We start from the raw sequence: 22,388 nt of genomic DNA on the forward strand, positions 1-22,388 counted from the left end.
TTAGCGCCGACGCGCCCGGCTCAGAAGCCGAAGCGCACCCGCACGCCACCGTAACGCTGCGCATTCCGCGAGAAGGTCTGCGCGACCAGTCCGGCGGTCCCGCCCGAGGAAATGCCCAGCGCGCTCGCATAGCGCTTGTTGAACAGATTGTTGACGAAGAACGTCACTTGCAGCCCGCCGCGATCCTTCTGGTCGAGACCGATGCTGGCGTTTGCGACGGCATAGGCCTTCTGCACCAGCGCGGGATTGCTGAAGTCGAACTTCACCGAACTCTGATAGCTCACGTCGCCGCGGATGAAGGCGTCGAACGGCATATCGGGCATCAGGATGTTGTACGTGGCACCCATGTTCGCCTTCCAGCGCGGCGCGTTGGCGAGGCGTTGCCCGGCAAGGTTCTGAAACGGCGTGGCCGATCCTGCCACTGGCAGGCAGCCCTGTGCCGCGGTCTGACCGGTATAGCATTGCGCGTTAGGATATTCGCGGATCATCGCATCGGTGAAGCTCAGCGCGCCATCGAGCGCAAACGCCTCGCTCGGCCGCGCCTGCCACTCGACCTCGACGCCGCGGGTGCGCACCTTGCCGACATTATTGAGCGTCAGCTGGATCGTCTGATCGGGCAATTGCACACCCGATTGCGCCTGGAAGTTCTTGAAATCGGTCCAGAAAGCCGCGACGTTCAGCTGGACGCGGTTGCCCAGGAAGCGGCTCTTGAAACCGACTTCATAGGCGTTCGAAGTTTCGGGTCGCACGGGCACCGCGGCGCGGGTCGGGGTGAAGCCGGTCGAGATGTCGTAGCCCTGGCCCTTATAGCCGGTCGAGAAAGAGGCATAGGCCATGACGTGCTTCGCCAGATCCTGGCGCAGCGCGATCTTGCCGGTGACGACGCTGTCGCTCGCGGCGCCGACGCATTCGACGAGGCAGGTGGCGTTGTTCGCCGGGGCCGTTGCCGGGGTCACCAGATTGAGGAAACGGCCAGAAATCTTTTCGTGGTTGAAGCGCAGGCCAGCATCGACATGCGTCGTCGCAGCGAGATCATACGAGGCTTGCGCGAACGCGGCGTAGCTCTTCGTCCCGCTGGTCGAGTTCCAGCGCGCGACGACCGGGCCCGACGGACCGCGATCGAAGGTGCGGTCGGTCTTGCCATCGGAATAATAGAGACCAGCGACATAGCTGAGCGGGCCGCCGCCCTTGGAGGCGAGGCGCACTTCCTGTGCGAACTGGCGGGCATGGAAGCCGCTTTGCGCGATGATGCCGTTGGGCAGGCCGACGACGGTGCCGACGATATAATCGAAATCCTCGATGAAGTTGAAGCGCCAGTCCTGATAGCTGGTGATCGAGATCAGATTGGCGAAACCCACATCGACCGTCACCCGACCACTGCCATTGGTCTGCAGGCTCTTGTTGAACAGCGGGCCGTTGAAAGCGGTGTAGAAGTTCGTTTCGCTGGGGGTGATCCCGGTCAGCGTCGCGGCCACCGGCGTACCGAAGATCGCGGCGCCGGTGGGCACGTTGCGGAAAGTGCGCGCGGTGCCGCGGCTTTCGGTCACGGAATGCCCCGCGATCAGATCGATCGCGACGCCCGGCAGCGGCGCAAGCGCGAAGCGGCCGCGCAGGCCATAGCTGCGATCATTGTTCAGCCGCCGACCGTCATAGATATTCTTGATGAAGCCGTCGCGATCGCCGTAGAAACCGTTGATCCGGAAACCGATTCCCTCGGTCACCGGGCCGGAAATCACCGCATCGACGCGATATTCGTCATCGGTCGTCGCCGTGCCCGTGACCGCACCGGTCAGGCGCGCACTTGGCCCCTGCGACACGATGTTGAGCGCGCCAGCCGACGCGTTCTTGCCGAACAAAGTCCCCTGCGGCCCGCGCAGCACTTCGATCCGGGCGATGTCGCTGAGACCCGAGAAAGCCTGCGCTTGCTGCAGCAGCGCGACGTCGTCGACGATCACAGCAACCGACGGCTCGATCGCGGTGGAGAAAGCAACCGTGCCGATGCCGCGCAGGTTGATCGAATTGTTGGTCGGCACCGCGCCGGTGGTGACGGTCAGGCTGGGCGCCAGGCGGGTCAGGTCGTTGACCGTCGCGACGTTGCGGTTGACCAGCGTGTCTGCGGTGATCGCGGTGACGGCGACCGGCACGTCCTGCAAATTCTGTTCGCGCTTCTGCGCGGTAACAACAATGTCTTCGAGCGTGCCGTCATCGGCTGCTGCGGTGGCCGAACCCTGTTGATCGCCGGGGCGGGCGAGCGGGTTGGCGGTGGCGGGTGCGGATGGGGTGTTGGCGGGGGCGATACTGCCCTCCTGTGCCAGTGCCGGGTGCGCCAGTGCGATGGTCGCAACGCCGCTGAGCCAAACGATACCTTTGCGCATGTCATCCTCACCCGTTAAATCGCCGCATCCGTGCGGTCTGGTCAGGCCAAATATGCCTATTGGTCTACAGTGTCAACGGGCAGGGGACTGCGCGTGCCATATCGAAAAACGGCACTGGTAAGACCGATATCTGAGTGTTATCCCGCCAGCGAGCAGGAGAGAGAACGATGATGATGGACCGTTACAAGCGGCTGATCGTCGCAGGCGCGCTGATGTCGGGCCTGGTGACCGCGGCGTATGGCCAGACCAGTCCGACCGCCCCGTCATCGGTGCCTTCGGATGGCGCAATGGCGCGCAACGTCCAAACGCTGGCAACCGGCTGGCGCTTTCATCAGGGTGACGCACCCGCCGATGTCACAACCAGTGCGTTCAACGATTCGGCCTGGGAGACGGTCAGCGTTCCGCACACATGGAACCGCGTCGGCTTCTATCGCCCCGATCCGCAAAACCACATTCACCGCGCTGAAACCGTCAACAAGGCGCAGGGGCTCGGCTGGTACCGCCAGCGCTTCGCCGCCCCGGCGGCGCTCAGCGGCAAGCGCCTCTGGCTCGAATTCGATGCCGCCAGCCGGATTGCCAGCGTATGGCTGAACGGCAAGAAGCTCGGCGACCATGCCGGGGGCTTCTCGCGCTTCCGCCTCGATGCGACCGACGCGATGCTGAAGGGCGGCGAAAACGTCCTGGTCGTGCGCACCGACAATAGCGCGCCTTCGGGCAAGGATTCCGCAACCGCCGACGTGCTGCCGCTGACCGGCGATTTCTTCGTGCACGGCGGGCTGTATCGTCCGGTTCGACTGGTGGCGGTCGATCCGGTGCATATCGATCTGGCCGATTTCGGCGGCTCGGGCGTGCTCGCGACGACGGCCAGCGCGAGCGCGAGCGCCGCGCGGATCGACGTGCGCACGCGCGTCACAAACGCCGATCGCCGCGCCACGGCGGCGCGCGTCGCGGTGAGCCTGATCGATAATGAGGGCCGCATCGCGGCATCGACGCAAACGGCTCTGAAGCTCGCGCCATCGGCGACCCAGGACGCGGCGCTGACGCTCGACGTGGCGAACCCGCACCGCTGGCAGGGCGTGGCCGATCCCTATCTCTACACGCTGTCGGTCGATGTGCTCGATGCGCGCGGTCGCCTGCTCGATCGCGTGCGCCAGCCGTTCGGCATCCGCACGATCCGGTTCGACCCCGACAAGGGCCTGTTCCTCAACGACCAGCACATCAGCCTGCGCGGGGTCGGTTATCATCAGGACCGCGAGGGCAAGGGCTGGGCGATCGATCCGTCGGATGTTGCCGCCGACGTGGCGATCATGCGCGAGATGGGCGTCAACGCGATCCGCCTGACGCATTATCAGCATGGCCAGACGATCCACGATCTCGCCGACCGCTACGGCCTGTTGGTGTGGGACGAAATTCCGCTGGTATCCGCCTGGACGCGGCGCGGCGAGCTCGAGCCGCGTGCGGCGCTGATCGACAATGCGCGCCAGCAGATGCGCGAATTGATCGCGCAGAACGGCAATCATCCCTCGGTCATCACCTGGGGCATCGCCAATGAAGTCGATTTCGGCAATTCCTTCCCGGCCTTCCTGACCGGCTATCCCGAGGGCAAGACGCCTGATCCGCTGCCGTTGCTGAAGACCTTGCAGGATCTGGCGCACGCCACCGACCCGAGCCGCCCGACCGCGCTCGCGACCTGTTGCGAAGGGCGCCTGTTCGACAAGGGCACCTCGATCCCTACGACGGCGGTCGCGGCCGATCTTGGCGGGGCGAACCGTTATTTCGGCTGGTATTTCGGCGCTGCGGGCGACCTCGGCCCGCATCTCGATGCGCTCCACGCGCTGCGGCCGCAGCAGCCTTTGTCGGTCACCGAATATGGCGCGGGCGGCGCGACCACGATCCATACCGACAATGTGCTGGGCGGTCCGATCGGTTCGCGCGGGCTGACCCAGCCCGAGGAATATGAAAGTTATATCCATGAGGAGGCGCTGAAGGCGCTGGACGCGCGCCCCTATCTGTGGGGCACGTTCCTGTGGAACTCGTTCGATTTCGCGACGACGATCCGCACCGAAGGCGACGCGCAGGACATCAATACCAAGGGCCTGGTCACCTATGACCGGCGCATCCGTAAGGATGCCTATTATCTCTACCAGGCGAATTGGAGCCAGACGCCGACCGTCCACATCACCGGGCGGCGCTACACCGATCGCGCGTATCGCGTCACCGACGTGCGCGTGTACAGCAATGCGGACTCGACCGATTTGCTGCTCAATGGTCGCTCGCTTGGGGCCTTACGCGATTGTCCGGAGCGGGTTTGCGTGTGGCGCGACGTTGCGCTGACCGAAGGCAGCAACACGCTGGTCGCGCGCGGCGGTTCGGTCGAGGATCGCGTCACCTGGACGCTGTCGCCCGATGCGAGCGCAAACGTGCGGATCGATGCCGGTGCGATCGTCGCCGCCCCTGCCGCGCGGCGGTTCGGATCGGACAATTTCTTCACCGGCGGCAAGGCCGGTACGCTGGTCAAGCCGGCCGATTACGGCAAGCCTGCGGTGCCAGCCGTGATTGCGGGGACGCCCGACAGCGCCGTCGCAGCGACCTACCGCGAGGGCCGTTTCAGATATGCCATTCCGCTCGCCGATGGGCGCTATACGGTCACTCTGACCTTCGTCGAACCGTCGCTGTCCGCCGGTGCGCGCGTGTTCGATGTGCGCGCCAACGGCAAGCCGATCGTAAAGGCGCTCGATATCGCGGCGGTGGCCGGTGGCGTCTCCAAAGCCTTGGTGCGCACAGCCAACGTAACGGTGCGCGGCGGCAAGCTCGATCTGTCCTTTGAGCCACGCAAGGGCGACGCGATCGTCTCGGCGATCGAAGTCACGCGATGAACTCACCGCTGGCCATTGAGGCGGCCCGCCCACGCGGCTGGCGCAGCATTCCGCTCCGCTGGCGGCTGATCGGGCTGGTTACGCTGGGCACGATCCTCAACTATCTGGCGCGCTCGACGCTGTCGGTCGCGGCACCGCAATTGAAGAGCGAATTCGGCATGACGACCGCCGATTACGCCTGGGTCGTGCTCGCCTTTCAGGGCAGCTATACTGTGATGCAGACCGTTGCGGGCGGCGTGCTCGATCTGCTTGGCACGCGGCTCGGCTTCTTCCTGTTCGCGGTGGGGTGGGCGCTTGCCAATATGGCGCATGCGCTGGCGACTGGCTGGCCGAGCCTGGCGGCGTTTCGCGCGCTGCTCGGCGCGACCGAGGCGGCGGCGATCCCGGCGGGGGCGAAGGCCGTATCCGAATGGTTCCCCCCGCGCGAACGCTCGCTCGCGACCAGCGTGTTCCAGATGGGCACCAGCGTCGGCAACATGATCGCGCCGCCGTTGGTCGCCTTCTGTATCCTGGCGTGGAACTGGCAAGCGGCGTTTATCGTCACCGGCGGGCTGAGCCTCGTCTGGGCGTTCCTATGGTTCTGGGCGTATCGCAGCCCCGCCGATCATCCGTCCTTGAGCGAAGCCGAGCGCGTGGCGATCACCGCCGCGCGCGACGAGGATGTCACCGCCAAGCCGACGACCCGGCGCGACCTGCTCAAGAGCCGCGCCTTCTGGGGTATTGCGATCCCGCGCTTTCTCGCCGAACCGGCGTGGCAGACCTTCAATTTCTTCATTCCGCTGTATCTGGTCGCAGTGTGGCAACTCGATCTGAAGAGCATCGCGCTTTGGGCGTGGATGCCGTTCCTCGCCGCCGATTTCGGCAGTCTCGCGGCGGGCGTGCTGCCGAACTGGCTGATGCGGCGCGGCATCTCGTTGGTCGCGTCGCGCAAGATCACGATGTCGGTCGGAGCTTTGTGCATGATCGGCCCGGCCTGCATCGGCCTCGCCGGATCGCCGGCAATCGCGATCCTATTATTCTGCGTCGGCGGCTTTGCGCATCAGATGCTGAGCGGGGCGCTCATCACGCTGTGCGCCGACATGTTCGACAGCCGCACGGTCGGCACCGCGAGCGGCATGGCAGGCACGTCGGCGTGGGTCGGCGGGATGCTGTTCACGTTGCTGATCGGCCAGAGCGCCGATGCCTTTGGCTACGACCCCTTGTTCGCCGCGTTGGCGGTGCTCGATCTTATCGCGGCGGCGGTGTTGTGGAGCCTCCTGCGCTCCCGCCCGCGCACGCCGCCCATCTCCCAAGAAGGCTGATACTCGTGTTGATGACTCAAACGATGCGCTGGTTCGGGCCGAACGATCCGGTGCGGCTGCGCGACATCCGTCAGGCGGGGGCGAGCGGTATCGTCACCGCGCTGCACGAGGTGCCGAACGGCGCGGTGTGGGAACGTGACGCGATCGCCGCGCGGCGGGCGATGATCGAGGCGGCCGGGCTGGAGTGGCGCGTGGTCGAAAGCCTGCCGGTGGAGGAGGGGATCAAGACGCGGTCGTCCGACTGGGACCGGCTGATCGACGATTACCGGCACAGCCTGACCAATCTGGCGGCGTGCGGGATCGATGTCGTCACCTATAACTTCATGCCGCTGCTCGATTGGACGCGCACCGATCTTGCCTGGGAACTGCCCGATGGCGCACGCGCGCTGCGCTTCGATCCGGTGGCGGTCGCCGCGTACGATCTCTTCATCCTGAAGCGACCGGATGCGGCGGACGATTATGACGATGTGACGCTCGACGCCGCTCACGCGCTGTACGCGGCGATGGACGATGCTGGGCGGACGACGCTCGAACGCACAATCATCGCCGGGCTGCCGGGTAGCGAGGAGGGCTTCACCTCCGCCCAATTCCTGCGCGCGACCGAAAGCTATGCGGAGATCGACGCCGCGCGGCTGCGCGACAACCATGTCGCGTTTCTGGAGGCGGTCTGTCCGCTTGCCGATGAGCTCGGCATCCGCCTGGTCGTCCATCCGGACGATCCGCCCTTCCCGATCTTCGGCCTGCCGCGCGTGGTGAGTACCGAGGCCGATGTCGCCGACCTCTTCGCGCGCGTACCGAACCGCTCCAACGGCCTGTGCCTGTGCACCGGGTCGTTCGGCGTGCGCGCCGACAATGATTTGCCCGGCATGGTAGATCGGCTGGGCGACCGCATCGGCTTCCTGCACCTGCGGTCGGTTCAGCGCGAGCCCGGCGGCGCGTTTCACGAGGCGGCGCATCTGGAAGGCGACGCGGGCATGGCGGCGGTGGTCGCGGCGGTGCATCGCCTGTCAGTGCGCGAACAGCGCAGCATCCCGATGCGCCCGGACCACGGGCACCAGATGCTCGACGATCTGCATCGTACCGTGAACCCGGGCTATTCGCTGCTTGGGCGGATGCGTGGGCTGGCCGAGCTGCGCGGGCTGGAGCGCGGCATTGCCTATGCGGCAGGGCTGGCCGGATAAAAAGCGCCAGTTCGCGGAACCATAGCGGCAAATCGACGTTCACGGACCCGTGAAGCCTTCCGGCCTTCGCTGGAGGCAACCTTGAAGCAACGCGACGACTGGCACCTTACCGACGAACTCGATTACGAACACGGCCGCGGCGATCCCTTCGCAGCGGCGGTTCGCGCGACGCGCATGCCGATGGTCATCACCGACCCGGCCCAGCCGGACAATCCGATCGTGTTCTGCAACGTCGCGTTCCAGGAACTGACCGGCTATGACCGTTCAGAGATCATCGGCCGCAATTGCCGCTTCCTGCAGGGCCCCAACAGTGACCGTACGGCGATCGCCAAGGTGCGCGAAGCGATCCAGGCGGGCCATGACGTCGATGTCGATCTGCTCAATTATCGCAAGGATGGTTCAACCTTTTGGAACGCGCTCTACATGTCGCCGGTGCGCGACAAGCACGGCGTGGTGCGGTTCTTCTTCGCTTCACAGCTCGACGTGAGCGAGCGTGTCGAGGCGCAGAACATCATCAACGACCAGAAGATTTTGGTCGAACGCGAAGTGGCGCGGCGCACCGCCGATCTCAGCGCGGCGCTGCATGCCAAGACGATCCTGCTGCATGAGGTCGACCACCGGGTTAAGAACAATCTGACGATGATCGGGTCGTTGTTGCGGCTTCAGGTCCGCACGATCGACGACCCGTCGGTGGCGGCGAAGCTCAATTCGATGCTTGAACGGGTCGATGCGCTAGCCGTCGTCCATCGCCAGCTTTACCAATCCTCCGACATCGCGCGTTTCGACATTGGCAGCTTTGCCGAAGGGCTAGTGTCCGACGTGCTGGGGTCGAGCGGCCGCACCGACATCACGCTCGATGTCCGCGCACAGCCGCTGTTCGTCGATGCCGCCAATGCCTCGGCGTTGGGCCTGATTCTGAACGAAATCCTGACCAACGCGGTCAAACACGCCTTTGCCGACGGGCGGTCGGGGCATCTCAGCCTGGTGGTCGCGGGCGGCGACGATCATGGCACGATCACGATCTGCGACGACGGCCCCGGGATGCCGTCGGCGCGGCGTACCAGGAGCATCGGCACGGCGCTGATCACCCGCCTTGCGCGACAGGCTCACGCCGAGGCGACCTGGGCGAACAACAATCCCGGCACCTGCGTCACGATTACCTTCCCTCAGATCGAAGCGCAGACATGACCAACACGATGAACGTCTTGATCGTCGAAGACGAAATGCTGCTGGCGATGGATATTGAGGCGATGGTCGAGGATAGCGGCCACCACGTCCTGGCGGAGGCAGCAAGTCTGCGCGATGTCGAGGCCTTGCCCGCCGACCTCCATCCCGATCTCGCCTTTGTCGACGTGCACCTCGCCAACGGGTCGAACGGGCTGGAGGTCTGCGGCTATATCCGCGCGCATTGGCCCGATGCGCTGATCGTGTTCGTCACTGCCAATGTGTCGAAAATCCCGGCCGACTTCTCCGGGGCGCACGGCGTGATCGCCAAGCCTTTCTCTCATGCGGGCGTCGTCAACGCGCTGAAATATCTGGCGAACGGCGTGTTCGATCCGCCGCCCAGCATACCGCTGCCGGCAAGCCTGATCGCGTCGCCGCATCTGGAACGGCGCTGGAGCGATACCGCCGCGCGCTGAAGCCCCGCGCGCCGATTGCTGCTGCGCCCGTGTCGGCAAGAGGGCGGCCTAAGCCGCGCCGTGACCCCTGCACGCTGGTGCATAAATCGCCCAAATCGCGAGTTGCTTGCCCGGCTAATGGCCGCGCACCGACGGCCGCTAAAATTCGATTTCGAAAGACCGTTCGGCGGTCGATGCGCGCTAACCCTCTGGCACACCGGAATCTTCTTCAGAAAAAAAGGATAGCGTACGCTATAGTTTGTGTTACCATTGCCGATCGATACCGTGTTGGGAGGCATGAGTATGAGACGATATGCGACGCTGTGCGCAGGCATGGCGATGGTGTTTGGCCATGCGGCCGCGGCGCAGGAGACGGGCAATCCCGCACCGCCGCCAGGGCAATCGGCCAGCGGAACGGGAAGTGCCGCGCAGCCTGAAACCGAAAGACTTTCCGATATCGTCGTCACGGCGCAGCGCCGCGAACAATCGCTGCAGAAGGTGCCGATCAGCGTTACCGCCTTCACCTCCGCCAGTATCGCCGCGCTGACCGCGGAATCGATCGGCGATCTCGATACCTTTACCCCCGGCCTTTCGATCAACGACACCTCGGTCACGCAGCCGAGCTTCACCGTCCGCGGCGTGGCGACCGACGATTTCGGGATCGGCACCGATCCTTCGGTCGGCATTTTCGTCGACGGGATTTATTCCGGACGATCGGGCTCATCGCTGATCTTCTTCAACGATGTCGCCCGCGTCGAAGTATTGAAGGGGCCGCAGGGCACCTTGTTCGGCCGTAATACCTCGGCCGGCGCGATCTCGATCGTCACCAACAAGCCGAACGACACGCGCTCGCTCAGCGGCACGGTGCAGGTCGGCAATTTCAAGAAGGTTCGCGGCGATGCGACGGTCAATCTGCCGCTGACCGACACGCTGTTCCTCCGCCTGAACGGGGTCGCCAATTACCGCGAGGGCTATCTGCGCGACGCGCTGACCGGGCGGCGACGCGAGGGCGAGAATAACAAATCGGGCCGCGCTGCGCTTCGCTGGGCCCCAACCGACGCCACCGATTTCGTGCTCGCCTACGATCACGACAACACCGCCAAGGACGGCCCGTTCGCGATCGGCATCAGCGACAATGCGCTCAGCAACGATCCACGCGGGCCTTATACCAACGACGTACTTGACGACAAGGAAACGCGGCTGCTGAACGCCGTGTCCTTCACCGCGACGCACCACACCGGGCCGCTGACCTTCACCAGCATCAGCTCGTTCAAGCATTTCGAGACGCACAATCGCGAGGATGAGGACGGCACCGCCGATCCGACGCGCTACTTCGACACGGAAAATATCGAGAAGAACAGCAGTCTGTATCAGGAACTGCGCGTCGGATTCGACAACGATCGGCTGAACGCGATCGTCGGCGGCAGTTACTTCCACGAACGCGGGCGGCAAACCAGCGCGGCGACATTGCTCAGCGACTCGGTGGATCGCCTCCTGGGGGAGGTGGCCGGATTCCCGGTCTTTACCATCCTCAACACCTTCGGCGGTCTGCCGGTGTTCGGTCAGCAATTCCGCGAAGATATGAACAACCGCGCGGCGAACGATTCCTTCGCGGCGTTCGGCGATGCCACGTTCAAGGCGACCGACCGGCTAAGTCTGACCGCGGGCATCCGCTACACGCGCGACTTGAAGAAGTTTACTTGGCTCAACGGCGGATTCGACGCCTTCGGGTTGGAGACGCTGACCGCCTCAGGGGCGCAGTACAATGCGATTACGTCAGCGGTTCTGGGCATCGCGCCGTTCCCGAATGCAGCGCGGATCAGCGTGGCGGATTTCTTCCGCGCGACGGTCGGGCCAAATGGCCTGATCTTCGATGAAGGTCCTTTGGAGAACGTGCCCTTCACGCGGCGTGCGGTGTTCAGCGACGTGTCGCCGCGCTTTGTGGTGCAGTACGATGTCAGCCCCGACGTGCACCTCTACGGCTCGGCCTCGCATGGCTATAAGGCGGGCGGGTACAATTCGACCGAGATCAACTCCTTCTTCGCGCCCGAACGGGTGTGGAATTTCGAAGGCGGCTTCAAATCCGAACTGTTCGACCGGCGCGTTCGCTTCAACCTGTCGGGCTATTATTTCAAATATCGCAACCGCCAGTCGATCAGCCTGGAAAACACCGGCAGCGCACTGCCGCAATACATCACGCGCTCCGGGGATTCGCAGGCGTATGGCGTCGATCTCGACACGCAATTCGTCGTGTCGCGTGATTTGACGCTGGGGTTCACGGCGGGCGCGATTGACTCGACCTGGGTGACGCGGGTCGAGCAGGGCGTGAATATCGGCGGGCAACCGACCGGCGAGCCGGCCTTCCGCGGGGTCGCCAGCGCGCACTACAAGCACGCTTTCACTGCGGGCACGCTGTTTGCCGACGCGAGCTATAGCTACACCTCGAAACAGCGCATCAACGATGCGACCCGCGCGATCGACGCCGCGATCGCGCCGTTCGTCGATTTCTCGAAACTCGGTGCGCTGCGTTCGGCGCGCAACATCATCAACGCGCGGATCGGCTGGCGCTTGCCGGGCGATCACGTGACGATCTCGGCCTATGCCGAGAACCTGCTCAACAAGAAATATTACCGCACGCTCAACACGATTTCGGCCGACATTTTCCAGACGCCCTACGTCCGCGCCGAGCGGCCGGGCTTCTACGGTGTCGAGCTGGGCTTCAAGTTTTAAGGGGGATAGTGAGATGCGCAGCAAATTCCTGATGCTTGCCAGCGCGATCGGCGTGGCGATGCTCGCCGGGTGCGGCGGACCCAAGACCGACGCGCAGGGCTTCGTGATCGATCCTGACTTCGAAAAGACGCTGCAGGGCAAATTGCTCGACGCCAAGCCCGGCGACGTGGTGACGATCCCGGCAGGCAAATATGCGCTCAGCCGCAGTCTCAGCCTGACCGCCAATGGCGTGACGGTGAAGGGGGCGGGGATGGACAAGACCATCCTGTCCTTCGCCAAAGCGACCTCGGGGGCGGAGGGGATGCTCGTCACCGGCGACGACTTCACGATCCAGGATCTGGCATTTGAGGACACGAAAGGGGACGCGCTGAAAATCAACGGCACGAAGAATGCGGTGATGCGCCGCGTCGCCGTGTCGTGGAGCGGCGGGTCGAAGGCGAGCAATGGCGCATACGGCCTCTACCCCGTGCAGGTCACCAACGTCCTGATCGAGGATTCGGTGGTGAAGGGGGCGTCGGACGCCGGCATCTATGTCGGGCAGTCGAACAACATCATCGTCCGCAACAACCGCGCCGAGGGCAATGTCGCCGGGATCGAGATCGAGAATTCGAGCCATGCCGACGTCTATGGCAACACCGCGACCGACAATGCGGGCGGCATCCTGGTGTTCAACATGCCCAACCTGCCGGTGCCGGGCAGCAAGACGCGCGTGTACAAGAACAATGTCGTCGCCAACAATCACGCCAATTTCGGCGCGAAGGGCAGCGCGGTCAGTTCGGTCCCGCCGGGATCGGGCGTGATCGTCAATTCGAACGACGAGGTCGAGATTTTCGACAATGACGTGAAGGACAACAAGACCGCCAACGTCATCATCTCGAGCTATTTCTCGACCGGCTTCGACACCAAGAACGGGATCGCCGCCGCATACGATCCGTATCCGGAAAACATCTTCGTCACCGACAACCGCTTTTCGGGCGGCGGCGACGATCCGGGGGGCGCTTCACGCAGATGAAGGCGCTGGCCGGGGGGCGCTTGCCCGATGTGCTGTGGGACGGCTTCGTCAATCCCAAGCTCAAATCGCCCGGCATCTGCGTGCGCAATGGCGCGGCGAAGCTGATGAATGCCGACGGGCCGGGCAAGTTCGCCAAGGCGCGGATCGACACGTCGGTGGATTGCGCGCCGGCCACGCGCCTTCCCGCAATCGCTCTTCCGCCAGCCATGACGAAGGACAGTGGCAAGCCGTGATCGAGACCGTGTTCGCGTATCCCCTTTCCCGTTCGCGCTTCGCGGCCTTCGCCGGGGAAGCCATCTTTGCTGTCCTCATCCTGCTCGCCCTGTCGCTCCTAGCCGGATGCGGCGGGGCACCGCGGGTGGTGACGTTTCACGCGGAGGACAATCCGGCGAAGCTGTCCGACTGGGGCCTGTTCACCCGCAGCGACGGGCGGCTCGCCCCGCGCGAGGGGATGGTCACCTACGAACTGAACACCCCGCTGTTCAGCGATTATGCGCAGAAATGGCGGACGATCTGGATGCCAAAGGGTGTCCACGCAAAATACGATCCCGACAAATGGTTCGACTTTCCGGTCGGCACGATCATCACCAAGACCTTCTATTATTCGACGCCCGCCAGCGCCGCGGTGCCGCAGGCGAGTGGCGAGGTGCTCAAGGTCACCCCCGCGACGTACCAGACCGGCGTGACCGGGCTCGACCTCAGTCACGTGCGGCTGATGGAAACACGCCTGCTGGTGAAGCGCGCGAACGGCTGGGTCGCCTTGCCTTATGTCTGGAACGCTGATGGCACCGACGCAACGCTGGAGCGCACCGGCGCCATCGTGCCGCTGACCCTGGTCGACGGCGCCAAGCGCGATGCGTTCAGCTATACCGTGCCCAATCAGAACCAGTGCGCCGGTTGCCATGTTCAGGATTATCGCACGCGCGCGGTCAACCCGATCGGGCTGAAGAAGCGGCATCTCGACCGGGTGTTTCCGGGCGAGGGCGGCGAGATCAACCAGCTGCGCCGCCTGATGGCGGTCGGCTATCTGACCGGCTTGCCGGGCCAGGCCCCGCCCGCCAACGCCAATTGGCAGGATAACAAGGCGGGCACTGTCGCCCAGGCGCGCGCCTATCTCGATATCAACTGCAGCCATTGCCACAATCGCGTCGGAGCAGCGCGCACCTCGGGGCTGTGGTTGGACGCGCAAACCGTCGATCAGCGTATCCTCGGCCTGTGTAAGCCGCCGGTCGCCGCTGGGCGGGGCACCGGGGATCGGCCGTTCGACGTCGTACCGGGCCATCCCGAACGTTCGATCATCACCTACCGGCTCGCCAGCACCGATCCGGGCGAGATGATGCCCGAGGTCGGCCGTACGCTGGCGCATGGCGAGGGGCTGGCGCTCATCAACCGCTACATTGCGGCGATGAAGGGCTCTTGCGACGAAGTGGACGGGCCAGAGCAGGTCGCCGCACGATGAGCTGGTCGAACTGGTCGGGTAGCGTCCGCAGCGCAGCGCCGGTCCTGCGCCCCGCGACCGAAGCCGCGCTGGGACAGATGGTACGCGCTGCGGCCAGCGTCCGCGCGGTCGGGGCAGGGCATTCGTTCATGCCGCTGTGCGATTCGGGCGGTATCATCGTCTGCCTGGAGGATATGGCGGGCGACCTGACCGTCGCGCCCGACCGCCGCACCGCGCGCATCCCGGCGGGATGGAGCATCAAGCGGCTGACCGCTGCGCTGTTCGAACACGGCCTCGCGCTCGCCAATCAGGGCGACGTCAATCCACAGGCGCTGGCCGGTGCAATGGCGACGGGCACCCACGGCACCGGGCCGGAGCTCGGCAATTTGTCGACCTTCGCGCGGGGTTTCCGGCTGATCGGTCCCGACGGCGAGCGGGTCTGGTGCGACGCCAACACCAATCCCGACCTGTTCCAGGCGCAGCGCCTGTCGCTCGGCATGTTCGGCATTGCGACCGAGATCGTCGTGGACGTGATCCCGGCCTACCATCTGTCCGAACGGATCGAGAAGAGGCCGTGGGGCGAAGTGCGCGAACGCTATGACGAGTTGGTAACGCAGCAGCGGCACGTCGAATTCTGGCTGTTTCCGCACTCCGACAGCGTCATCCTCAAGACGCTCGAGCTAACCGAACCGTGCGATCCGCCGCTATCAACCACCGACGTGGAGGAAGCGACTTTCCGGCGTTTGCTCGATCTGGGCGCATGGGTGCCGTCATGGATCCCGCTGCTCCAGCGGCTGATGATGAAGACGAATATGGAAGGCCACCGCCGTGGCCCGGCGCACGCAATTTTTCCTTCGGACCGCACGATCCCGTTTGAGGAAATGGAATATGAGATGCCGCGCGCAGTCGGGCTCGAAACGCTCGACGAGGTCGTGGGCTGGATCCGGCGCAAGCGGTTGCCGGTTGCCTTTCCGTTTGAATATCGCGTGGTGGCGGCGGACGACATCTGGATGAGCCCGATGAACACGGGGCCGGTCGCGGCGATTTCGATGCACCAATATGCCAAGATGCCGTGGCGCGATCTGTTCGCGGAGGCTGAGGCGATCTTCCGTGCTGGCGGCGGGCGGCCGCACTGGGCGAAGCGCCATACGCTCAAACGCGCCGACGTCGACGCCTTGTATCCGATGGCGGAACGGTACCGCGAAGTGCGCCGCGCCGCCGACCCCTCCGGCAAGTTCCTCAACCCGCATCTGGCCGAGCTGTTTTCCTGATGGATGATCTCGAACTCCACGGCGCGCTGATCGGCCAGCAAGGCTCGCGCGGTTCGCTCAACACGCCGGTGCTGGTGCTCGACCGCGATCAGCTCGATACGAATATCGCTGCGATGCAGGCGCTGGCCACCGCGCACGGCGTCGCGCTGCGTCCGCATGGCAAGACGCACAAGAGCGTCGATATCGCACGGCGTCAGCTCGCCGCGGGTGCGGTCGGCCTGTGCTGCGCCAAGATCGGCGAGGCGGAGGTGTTCGCCGATGGCGGCATCACCGGGCTGCTGATCACCTCGCCGATCGCGGCTTCAGCGGCGATTACCCGGCTGGCGGCGCTCGCCGGGCGCAGCGCGGGGCTGATGGCGGCGGTCGACAATCCGGATGTGGTCGCGCGGATTCAGCATGCGCTGGCCGAAGCGGGCACGACGCTCGACGTGGTGATCGACATCGACCCGGGCATCCGGCGTACCGGCGTGGCCTCGCCCGAAGCGGCGGTCGCGCTCGCCGACGTAATCGCGGCGTGCGACAACATCACGCTGCGCGGCGTGCAATGCTATTGCGGGATGCAGCAGCATATCGAGGATTACGCCGCGCGCCGTGCCGCGATCGTCGAGCGCACTGCCTATCTGACGAGCGTCATCGCCGCGCTGACCGACGCGGGCTATCCGCCGGAAACCGTCACCGGTTCCGGCACCGGGACGCATCGCATCGATCTAGAGTTGGGCGTCTTTACCGAGCTGCAGGCGGGGTCGTACGTCTTCATGGACAAGCAATATCTCGATTGCGATCTGGTCGGCGACGGCTCCGTTCCGTTTGCCCCATCGCTCGCCGTCGATGCGCGCGTGGTCAGCGCCAATCACGACGCGCTGGTCACGATCGACGCCGGTTTCAAAGCGCTATCGACCGACGGCGGCGCGGCGCAAGTGCGCAGCGGTGCACCGGCGGAGACGATGTTCATCTTCATGGGCGACGAACATGCCGCGCTGGTCGCGCCGGGGATCGGCACCACGCTCCGCCCGGGCGATGCGGTCAGCCTGACGGTGCCGCATTGCGACCCGACCGTGAACCTCTACGACCATTATCACGTCGTGCAGGACGGTACGTTGGTGGAGATCTGGCCGGTCAGCGCACGCGGGCGCGCACGGTGACGCCCCGCGCCGATCACGTCGCGGCCATATTGGTCGTCGGCGTGATCGGCGTGTTGATCCCCGGATTGCAGCCGCAATTGCTCGGCGCGCTCGCGCTTGAAGGTCGCTTGTCGGTCGCAGCTTTGGGCGGCCTCGCCACGGTCGAACTGCTGGCGATGGGGATCGCGGCGGGGGCGGCGGGCTTCATCCTGCCCGCGAACCGTTTGCGCGCGATTGCGCTGTGCGCGTTGCTCGCCACCGGGCTGATCGATCTTGCGACGCCATTGTGCGACCGCGGCACCATCTTTGCCGCGCGGATCGCCGCCGGGTTGGGGGAGGGCGTGCTGATCTGGATCGCGATCGGCTTCATCATCGGCACCGCCCGGCCCGAGCGCTGGTCGGGGATTTTTCTGGCGGTCCAGACACTCGCGCAATGCGCGCTGGCGAGTATCATCGGGCTGTTCGCGGCGAGCACCAGCGGCGGGTTCGGCACGCTCGGCGTGGTCACGCTCGCGGGCATTCTGGCGATTTGGCAAATGCCCGATGCGCATGCCGTCAGCGCCGGAGATGCGGCCGGGGGAAGTTGCCGCGCGGACGCGGTTTGCTCGCTCTGGCCGGCGTCGTGCTGTACCTCGCCTTCGTCGTTGCCGTGTGGGTCTATGTCGAGCCGCTGGCTCTGCAGCGCGGCGTGTCGGCTCGGACGGTGCACCTGATCGTGCCGCTATCGCTCGCGATGCAGGTGATCGGCGCTGGTGCCGCGATCGTGCTGGCAGGGCGCGTCCCGCCACGCATGACGGTCGCGTGCGTGGGGGCTCTCAATCTCGGCGTGCTGGCGGCGATGGCGGCGGCACCGCCCGGCCTGTTCGTCGTGGCGAGCGCGCTGTTCGGGTTCCTATGGCTGTTCGCGATGCCGTTCCAGGTGCCGCTCGTCATCGCCGCCGATCCCACGCGGCGGTCGGCGCTCCTGATCGGGGGCGCGCAACTGGTCGGATCGAGCCTTGGCCCGCTGTTTGCGAGCGGTCTCGTCAGCGGCAGCGACGTCACGCCAGTTCTTCTGTTCGGCGCGTTTTGCCTCATTCTGGCGGTGTTGGCGCTGGTCGTCGCAGAATTGCTGCGGCATAGCGTCGGGGATGACGACCGCCCTTGTCTCGAAACGCTCACAACCCAAGCAGGAACGCGCCCAGGCGACGTATGAACGCTTGCTCGACGTTGCGGGTACGTTGTTGGCCGAGGTAGGGATCGATCGCATTTCGACTAACATGATCTGCGCGCGCGCCGGGCTGACCCCGCCCGCGCTCTATCGCTATTTCGACGGCAAATATGCGGTGCTCGAGGCGCTTGGGCGGCGTCTGATGGCGCGGCAGAACGTCGTGCTCGAACAGTGGATCGCACGCCATGTGGACCACGGTGTGGCCGCGTTGCGCAACGGGATCGAGGAATTGCTGCACGAGACTGCGGCGGTCACACAATCGGAACCGGGCGCAGTGTGGATCCTGCGGGCGCTTCACGCGACGCCACAGCTGGTGCATGTCCGCCTCGAATCGCATCGCTATGTCACGGATCAGCTGGTTGCGGCCTATGCCCGTCACCTGCCCGATGTCGATCGTACCGAACTCTGGCAACGCCTGCGGCTCGCGGTCGAACTCGGGTTTGCAGTCGACGAAATGCTGCGCGAAGAGGACCGAGTTCCTCCTGAACGCGCCTTCGCGCAGGTCGCTGCCTTGCTGCGCATCGATTATGGCGATTGACGCCGGATTGGCCGTACCCGATCGACGCGACCGGGGGCCGGGGCGCTGCCGGGGGGTAAGTGGCGGAGCGGGAGTGATGGGAGAATTGATCGCACGTCGTCCGAGCACCCGCCATCAAGACCGCGTTGATCTCTTTTCGGCGACGCCGATCACCTTGCTTGTCAGACCTCCACCGTCGCTTGGGGGAGATCGACGACCTCGACGTGGTTCACATACATATAGCTTTCAATTTGAATCAGTATCGCTCAGCAGATCGCCATGAGTGCATTGGCAGCGATTTGGAGGCAAGGTTCCGGCGCATCGGCGGCCATGGAGTGTCGGAGGATGCTGGCGCCTCTGAAATCCCTCGGCGTCGGTGCGGCATCGATACGATCGTTCAACGATGTGTCTTTCGGTGCCATCACAAACAATACGCTACCGGAAGATGTGTTCGACCATCAGCCATTGGTGGGGGGCGAGGGGCGCTATCTCTTCATCGCGGACATTCGGCTCGACAATCGCGATGATTTGGCGGCGTTGCTCGGCATCGATCACGGGCAGGCCACCCGCATGTCCGATGCGGATTTCGCCTTGCGAGCATGGGAAAAATGGAACCTCGATTGCTTCAATCGGATCATCGGTGACTGGGCGATTGCGATTTGGGACAAGCAGGAACGGCAATTCGTTCTCGCGCGCGATCCTGTCGGTATGCGGCCGCTTCATTATTATCGGCGCGACGGGCTGGCGGCGGTTGCGACCATGCCGCGCGGTCTGCACGCACTGCCCGACATTCCAAGGGATATTGATCACCGGTTCATGGCAGCCGATTTGATTATGGCGGATCGGCCCATCGATCATTGCCAGTATCGCGACATTCGACGCGTCGTTCCCGGCCACATCGTGCGTTTGGACGCAAAGTCGATCCGGATTGACCGGTTCTGGTATCCTCCCGAAACCAGACTGAGATTACCATCACACCAAGACTATGCGGATGCCGTTCGCGACGTTTTCGACGACGCGGTCCGATCCCGCATGCGGGGCAGGCAATCCATCGCGACCCATCTGAGCGGAGGGCTGGATTCGTCGGCGGTCACCGAAAGTGCGGCCCGGCAACTCGGCGATACCGGCCGCGTCACCGCCTACACATCGCGGCCACGCGAAAACTATGTGCGCGATTTTGGCGAGCCCAAGGGGCGCTTTGTCGACGAATGGGAATTGGCGAGCGGACTGGCGGCGGCCCATCGCAACATCGATCATGTGAGCATCCGCGCGACCGAGCGCTCCTTTTTGTCGGCACTCGATCACTTCTCCGGCCTGGCGGAAAGGACGGCGATCGCCCCCGGAAACCTGCCCTGGATGGTCGCATTGAACGATCGGGCCAGAGCCGACGGCCACACCGTCATTCTCAGCGGACAAGTCGGCAATCTGACCTTCAGTCACGGCGGCGACTTGCTGTATGCACAGCGTCTCCGCAGGCTCGAACTCCTGAAGCTGCGGCAGGATTTGCGGCATTTCCCGGCGCGCCAGGCGGCGACCATCGTGCGGTCAGCCATCGTACGCCTGCTGCCACGTCCGCTGCAGAAGAAAATTCGCGCCGTCCGGCACGGTTCGGTGGACTATGGAATTAACCCCGCCCTGCACACGCGCTTTGCACCCAGCAAGGAAGCGAGCGGAATCGACCGCCGCGCCAACCTGATGCGGTATTTTCAAGGGATGGATTTTGGCATCCTGATGAATGCTTTTCTGGCGGGCTCCGGTGTCGAATATCGCGATCCAACCGCGGATTTACGATTGCTGGAATTGTGTATTGCGATCCCCGAGGAGCAGTTCCTGTTCCGCGGGCAGGGACGCGCGCTCGCGCGAACGATACTGGCTGGCCATGTTCCCGACACGATCCGTCTCGAGACGCGGCGCGGACTGCAAGGTGCGGACTGCCATGAAGCGCTTAAAGCAGAACAAGCCGATGTTTCCGCACGAATCGACTATATCGCGGAGGACCCGATCCTTAGCGAGCTGTTCGAGGTGAGCAAGCTCCGCGACATTCTGGCGACGCTATGCCGCCTGGAACAGACCGGCTCCCATCGGATTGCAATCCTTCAGTACAACCTGATGCGATCCTTGGCCCATGCCAGCTTTGTCGGTCAGGCGCGCCAGCGCTCGCCGCTTGTCAGCGATCACGCGGGGTGAGCAGAGCGATCTGCGCGCCACTCTCGGCTGCCGTCTCGTTCAACACTGCCAGAGTCGCGTCCAGCCGCCGATAATCGGCGACGATGACCTGCGCTACGCCCGATGCAAAGGCCTCGGCGATCCCTTGGATCGGCATGCCAAGCACCTCGTGCCCGACCAGCATCGGATATTCGGTGATGAAGGGGCCCAGCGGAAAATGCTGCTCTTGCGCGATTTTTGCGACCTCGGGGCCGAGCAAGCCAGTCAACACCACGGCCGGCTTTTGCCACCCCAAGCGCCGCGCGGAATGCACGAGCCGCATCGCCATCAGCCGGCGCGCCATTTCGACCGATTCCCCATTGGTGAATGCGCCCGGCCACGCGAGGCCGGACAGGTCGAAATTCGCTTCCAGCTCGCGCCGGTACTGATCGAATTGCCGGTGCCACACGCTCAGCGTTTCAAAACCCTCCAGCCACGGCTTGTGGCTGCCCAGCATATGCACAATGGCCGGGTCTTCGCAGATGGCGGCAAACTCTGCTGCCGTAAGACCCATCGATTGAGCGATGCGATCCGTTAACATCGTGGTGAAGTTCCAGCGCGGGGATACGTCCACCCATTGGTCGGCCAGGGCGAAATTGAGCGGCATCTGGTCGAATTGATAATCGAGCGCGCTGCCGCCCGATGCGGCGGCAATGGCGCTCAATCGAGCCACTTCGGCTAATGCCGCGTCCGTAATGGCCTTCGCGCGCCAGGCCGCCATATCGATCAACAACACACCCGCGTTGAAATATCCGCCGGGCAGTTGCGCCTGAATCGCCGGATTTCGCATCATCCACGGATCGCGCACGGCGGCGATCGTTTTGCCGCCCAGCGGCAATTCCCACAACGGGCGCAGCGGCGCAGCGACAATGGTATCGGCGTCAATGTAAATGACGCGATCGAGCTCCGGCAGGAGGTCCGGAAGGAAAATGCGACGATAGGTCGCAGTGCTTTCGCCGCCGTAAACCGAATGATTCTCGAAATTTCGTGCCTTTTCTGGCGCGCGCGTGACGATCCGGAGCGACGCCCCCTCGACCTCGGCGATGGCATGGAGCAGCGCCGCACATTTGGGGTCGGGATCGGTGCAGACATGCACGTCGACGCCGCCTGGATTGGCCCGGAGCAGCGACAACATCGCCACCGCACCCGGCAATGCCAGATGGTCATCGAAACAATAGGCAATTTGGATGCGGTCCGTGACCCTGCCATCAACCATCACGGTCGGTCGCGGCAATAATGTCTTCTTTGAGGAGAAGTGCTAAAAACGCGCACACTTGCGCAGTGCACGGTTCCAGGTCGATAACATATTCCGTTGTCAGGATGGTGGCGATTTCCGTGGCGCTCGACGGGGTATCCAACAGTCTCCAAACACGACCGCTTGGCCCGGCCAGCGAATAGCTTTCGCCGGTATCGACATTCAGTGCCAAAATCGCTTTCTTGACCGTCGCGTCAATCAGTTCGGCTTTGCGGTGATACCGCGTATCGGGATTGACCGGGGGCAGATCGCGATTCGCCCTGAACATGTCCATGTG

General features: G+C 64.3%; 18 protein-coding genes. 15 read left to right on the forward strand and 3 right to left on the reverse strand.

What is annotated here, in order from left to right; translation table 11 throughout:
- Nucleotides 1-20 precede the first annotated feature (20 nt).
- A complete protein-coding gene (locus AB5I39_RS11920) occupies nucleotides 21-2,375 on the reverse strand; it encodes a TonB-dependent receptor (RefSeq protein ID WP_404366990.1) in 2,355 nt (784 codons plus the stop codon).
- Nucleotides 2,376-2,542: 167 nt separating this feature from the next.
- On the opposite strand from AB5I39_RS11920, the gene AB5I39_RS11925 reads away from it, so the two are divergent.
- The 15 genes from AB5I39_RS11925 to AB5I39_RS11995 all read left to right on the forward strand — a co-directional run bounded on the left by AB5I39_RS11925 (nucleotide 2,543) and on the right by AB5I39_RS11995 (nucleotide 20,838).
- Nucleotides 2,543-5,251 (forward strand): glycoside hydrolase family 2 TIM barrel-domain containing protein, encoded by a 2,709-nt coding sequence (locus AB5I39_RS11925; RefSeq protein ID WP_404366993.1) that lies wholly within the window; start codon nucleotides 2,543-2,545, stop codon nucleotides 5,249-5,251.
- Nucleotides 5,248-6,552, forward strand: coding sequence for an MFS transporter (locus tag AB5I39_RS11930; RefSeq protein ID WP_404366996.1), 1,305 nt, complete (start codon nucleotides 5,248-5,250; stop codon nucleotides 6,550-6,552). The genes AB5I39_RS11925 and AB5I39_RS11930 overlap by 4 nt, the downstream gene beginning before the upstream one ends.
- Before the next feature lie 11 nt (nucleotides 6,553-6,563).
- Nucleotides 6,564-7,733, forward strand: a complete 1,170-nt coding sequence (uxuA, locus tag AB5I39_RS11935) for a mannonate dehydratase (RefSeq protein WP_404366999.1) — start codon at nucleotides 6,564-6,566, stop codon at nucleotides 7,731-7,733.
- Nucleotides 7,734-7,814: 81 nt separating this feature from the next.
- Nucleotides 7,815-8,921: a histidine kinase dimerization/phosphoacceptor domain -containing protein gene (locus tag AB5I39_RS11940; protein ID WP_404367002.1), complete on the forward strand. Its 1,107-nt coding sequence runs from the start codon at nucleotides 7,815-7,817 to the stop codon at nucleotides 8,919-8,921.
- Nucleotides 8,918-9,373, forward strand: coding sequence for a response regulator (locus tag AB5I39_RS11945; protein ID WP_404367005.1), 456 nt, complete (start codon nucleotides 8,918-8,920; stop codon nucleotides 9,371-9,373). The genes AB5I39_RS11940 and AB5I39_RS11945 overlap by 4 nt, the downstream gene beginning before the upstream one ends.
- Nucleotides 9,374-9,655: 282 nt before the next feature.
- Nucleotides 9,656-12,082 carry a TonB-dependent receptor gene (locus AB5I39_RS11950; protein WP_404367008.1) on the forward strand — a complete coding sequence of 809 codons (2,427 nt, stop codon included), beginning with the start codon at nucleotides 9,656-9,658 and terminating at the stop codon, nucleotides 12,080-12,082.
- A gap of 13 nt (nucleotides 12,083-12,095) precedes the next feature.
- The gene (locus AB5I39_RS11955) at nucleotides 12,096-13,094 is read left to right on the forward strand and encodes a parallel beta-helix domain-containing protein (protein WP_404367011.1); all 999 of its coding nucleotides are present in this window, start codon (nucleotides 12,096-12,098) and stop codon (nucleotides 13,092-13,094) included.
- A complete protein-coding gene (locus tag AB5I39_RS11960) occupies nucleotides 13,091-13,327 on the forward strand; it encodes a hypothetical protein (RefSeq protein WP_404367014.1) in 237 nt (78 codons plus the stop codon). The genes AB5I39_RS11955 and AB5I39_RS11960 overlap by 4 nt, the downstream gene beginning before the upstream one ends.
- Nucleotides 13,324-14,553, forward strand: a complete 1,230-nt coding sequence (locus AB5I39_RS11965; RefSeq protein ID WP_404367017.1) for an SO2930 family diheme c-type cytochrome — start codon at nucleotides 13,324-13,326, stop codon at nucleotides 14,551-14,553. The genes AB5I39_RS11960 and AB5I39_RS11965 overlap by 4 nt, the downstream gene beginning before the upstream one ends.
- On the forward strand, nucleotides 14,550-15,803 hold the full coding sequence (locus AB5I39_RS11970) for a D-arabinono-1,4-lactone oxidase (protein ID WP_404367020.1): 1,254 nt from the start codon (nucleotides 14,550-14,552) through the stop codon (nucleotides 15,801-15,803). Before AB5I39_RS11965 ends, AB5I39_RS11970 begins: the two co-directional genes overlap by 4 nt.
- Complete coding sequence (locus tag AB5I39_RS11975; RefSeq protein ID WP_404367023.1) at nucleotides 15,803-16,945, forward strand: DSD1 family PLP-dependent enzyme; 1,143 nt, start codon at nucleotides 15,803-15,805, stop codon at nucleotides 16,943-16,945. The genes AB5I39_RS11970 and AB5I39_RS11975 overlap by 1 nt, the downstream gene beginning before the upstream one ends.
- The gene (locus AB5I39_RS11980) at nucleotides 16,942-17,637 is read left to right on the forward strand and encodes a hypothetical protein (RefSeq protein WP_404367026.1); all 696 of its coding nucleotides are present in this window, start codon (nucleotides 16,942-16,944) and stop codon (nucleotides 17,635-17,637) included. Before AB5I39_RS11975 ends, AB5I39_RS11980 begins: the two co-directional genes overlap by 4 nt.
- The gene (locus AB5I39_RS11985) at nucleotides 17,613-18,119 is read left to right on the forward strand and encodes a hypothetical protein (protein WP_404367028.1); all 507 of its coding nucleotides are present in this window, start codon (nucleotides 17,613-17,615) and stop codon (nucleotides 18,117-18,119) included. Before AB5I39_RS11980 ends, AB5I39_RS11985 begins: the two co-directional genes overlap by 25 nt.
- On the forward strand, nucleotides 18,055-18,672 hold the full coding sequence (locus AB5I39_RS11990) for a TetR/AcrR family transcriptional regulator (protein ID WP_404367031.1): 618 nt from the start codon (nucleotides 18,055-18,057) through the stop codon (nucleotides 18,670-18,672). The genes AB5I39_RS11985 and AB5I39_RS11990 overlap by 65 nt, the downstream gene beginning before the upstream one ends.
- A 258-nt stretch (nucleotides 18,673-18,930) precedes the next feature.
- Nucleotides 18,931-20,838 carry an asparagine synthetase B family protein gene (locus AB5I39_RS11995; RefSeq protein ID WP_404367034.1) on the forward strand — a complete coding sequence of 636 codons (1,908 nt, stop codon included), beginning with the start codon at nucleotides 18,931-18,933 and terminating at the stop codon, nucleotides 20,836-20,838.
- Here AB5I39_RS11995 and AB5I39_RS12000 read toward each other — a convergent pair.
- Together AB5I39_RS12000 and AB5I39_RS12005 are read right to left on the reverse strand one after the other, a co-directional pair.
- Complete coding sequence (locus AB5I39_RS12000) at nucleotides 20,819-22,072, reverse strand: glycosyltransferase family 8 protein (RefSeq protein WP_404367037.1); 1,254 nt, start codon at nucleotides 22,070-22,072, stop codon at nucleotides 20,819-20,821. The genes AB5I39_RS11995 and AB5I39_RS12000 overlap by 20 nt on opposite strands.
- Entirely contained in the window at nucleotides 22,065-22,385 is a 321-nt protein-coding gene (locus tag AB5I39_RS12005; RefSeq protein ID WP_404367039.1) for a PqqD family protein, read from the reverse strand. Before AB5I39_RS12005 ends, AB5I39_RS12000 begins: the two co-directional genes overlap by 8 nt.
- Nucleotides 22,386-22,388 lie beyond the last annotated feature (3 nt).

It is taken from the genome of Sphingomonas sp. MMS24-J45, assembly GCF_044881195.1.
Classification (GTDB): Bacteria; Pseudomonadota; Alphaproteobacteria; order Sphingomonadales; family Sphingomonadaceae; genus Sphingomonas.

Bases quoted from the DNA above. Each gene is read 5' to 3' on its own strand.
- AB5I39_RS11955 (WP_404367011.1), top strand. From the start codon at position 12,096: ATGCGCAGCAAATTCCTGATGCTTGCCAGCGCGATCGGCGTGGCGATG.
- AB5I39_RS11945 (WP_404367005.1), top strand. From the start codon at position 8,918: ATGACCAACACGATGAACGTCTTGATCGTCGAAGACGAAATGCTGCTG.
- AB5I39_RS12000 (WP_404367037.1), bottom strand. From the start codon at position 22,072: ATGGTTGATGGCAGGGTCACGGACCGCATCCAAATTGCCTATTGTTTC.
- AB5I39_RS11950 (WP_404367008.1), top strand. From the start codon at position 9,656: ATGAGACGATATGCGACGCTGTGCGCAGGCATGGCGATGGTGTTTGGC.
- AB5I39_RS11925 (WP_404366993.1), top strand. From the start codon at position 2,543: ATGATGATGGACCGTTACAAGCGGCTGATCGTCGCAGGCGCGCTGATG.
- AB5I39_RS11920 (WP_404366990.1), bottom strand. From the start codon at position 2,375: ATGCGCAAAGGTATCGTTTGGCTCAGCGGCGTTGCGACCATCGCACTG.
- AB5I39_RS11960 (WP_404367014.1), top strand. From the start codon at position 13,091: ATGAAGGCGCTGGCCGGGGGGCGCTTGCCCGATGTGCTGTGGGACGGC.
- AB5I39_RS11990 (WP_404367031.1), top strand. From the start codon at position 18,055: ATGACGACCGCCCTTGTCTCGAAACGCTCACAACCCAAGCAGGAACGC.
- AB5I39_RS11975 (WP_404367023.1), top strand. From the start codon at position 15,803: ATGGATGATCTCGAACTCCACGGCGCGCTGATCGGCCAGCAAGGCTCG.
- AB5I39_RS12005 (WP_404367039.1), bottom strand. From the start codon at position 22,385: ATGGACATGTTCAGGGCGAATCGCGATCTGCCCCCGGTCAATCCCGAT.
- AB5I39_RS11970 (WP_404367020.1), top strand. From the start codon at position 14,550: ATGAGCTGGTCGAACTGGTCGGGTAGCGTCCGCAGCGCAGCGCCGGTC.
- AB5I39_RS11930 (WP_404366996.1), top strand. From the start codon at position 5,248: ATGAACTCACCGCTGGCCATTGAGGCGGCCCGCCCACGCGGCTGGCGC.
- uxuA (WP_404366999.1), top strand. From the start codon at position 6,564: ATGACTCAAACGATGCGCTGGTTCGGGCCGAACGATCCGGTGCGGCTG.
- AB5I39_RS11995 (WP_404367034.1), top strand. From the start codon at position 18,931: ATGAGTGCATTGGCAGCGATTTGGAGGCAAGGTTCCGGCGCATCGGCG.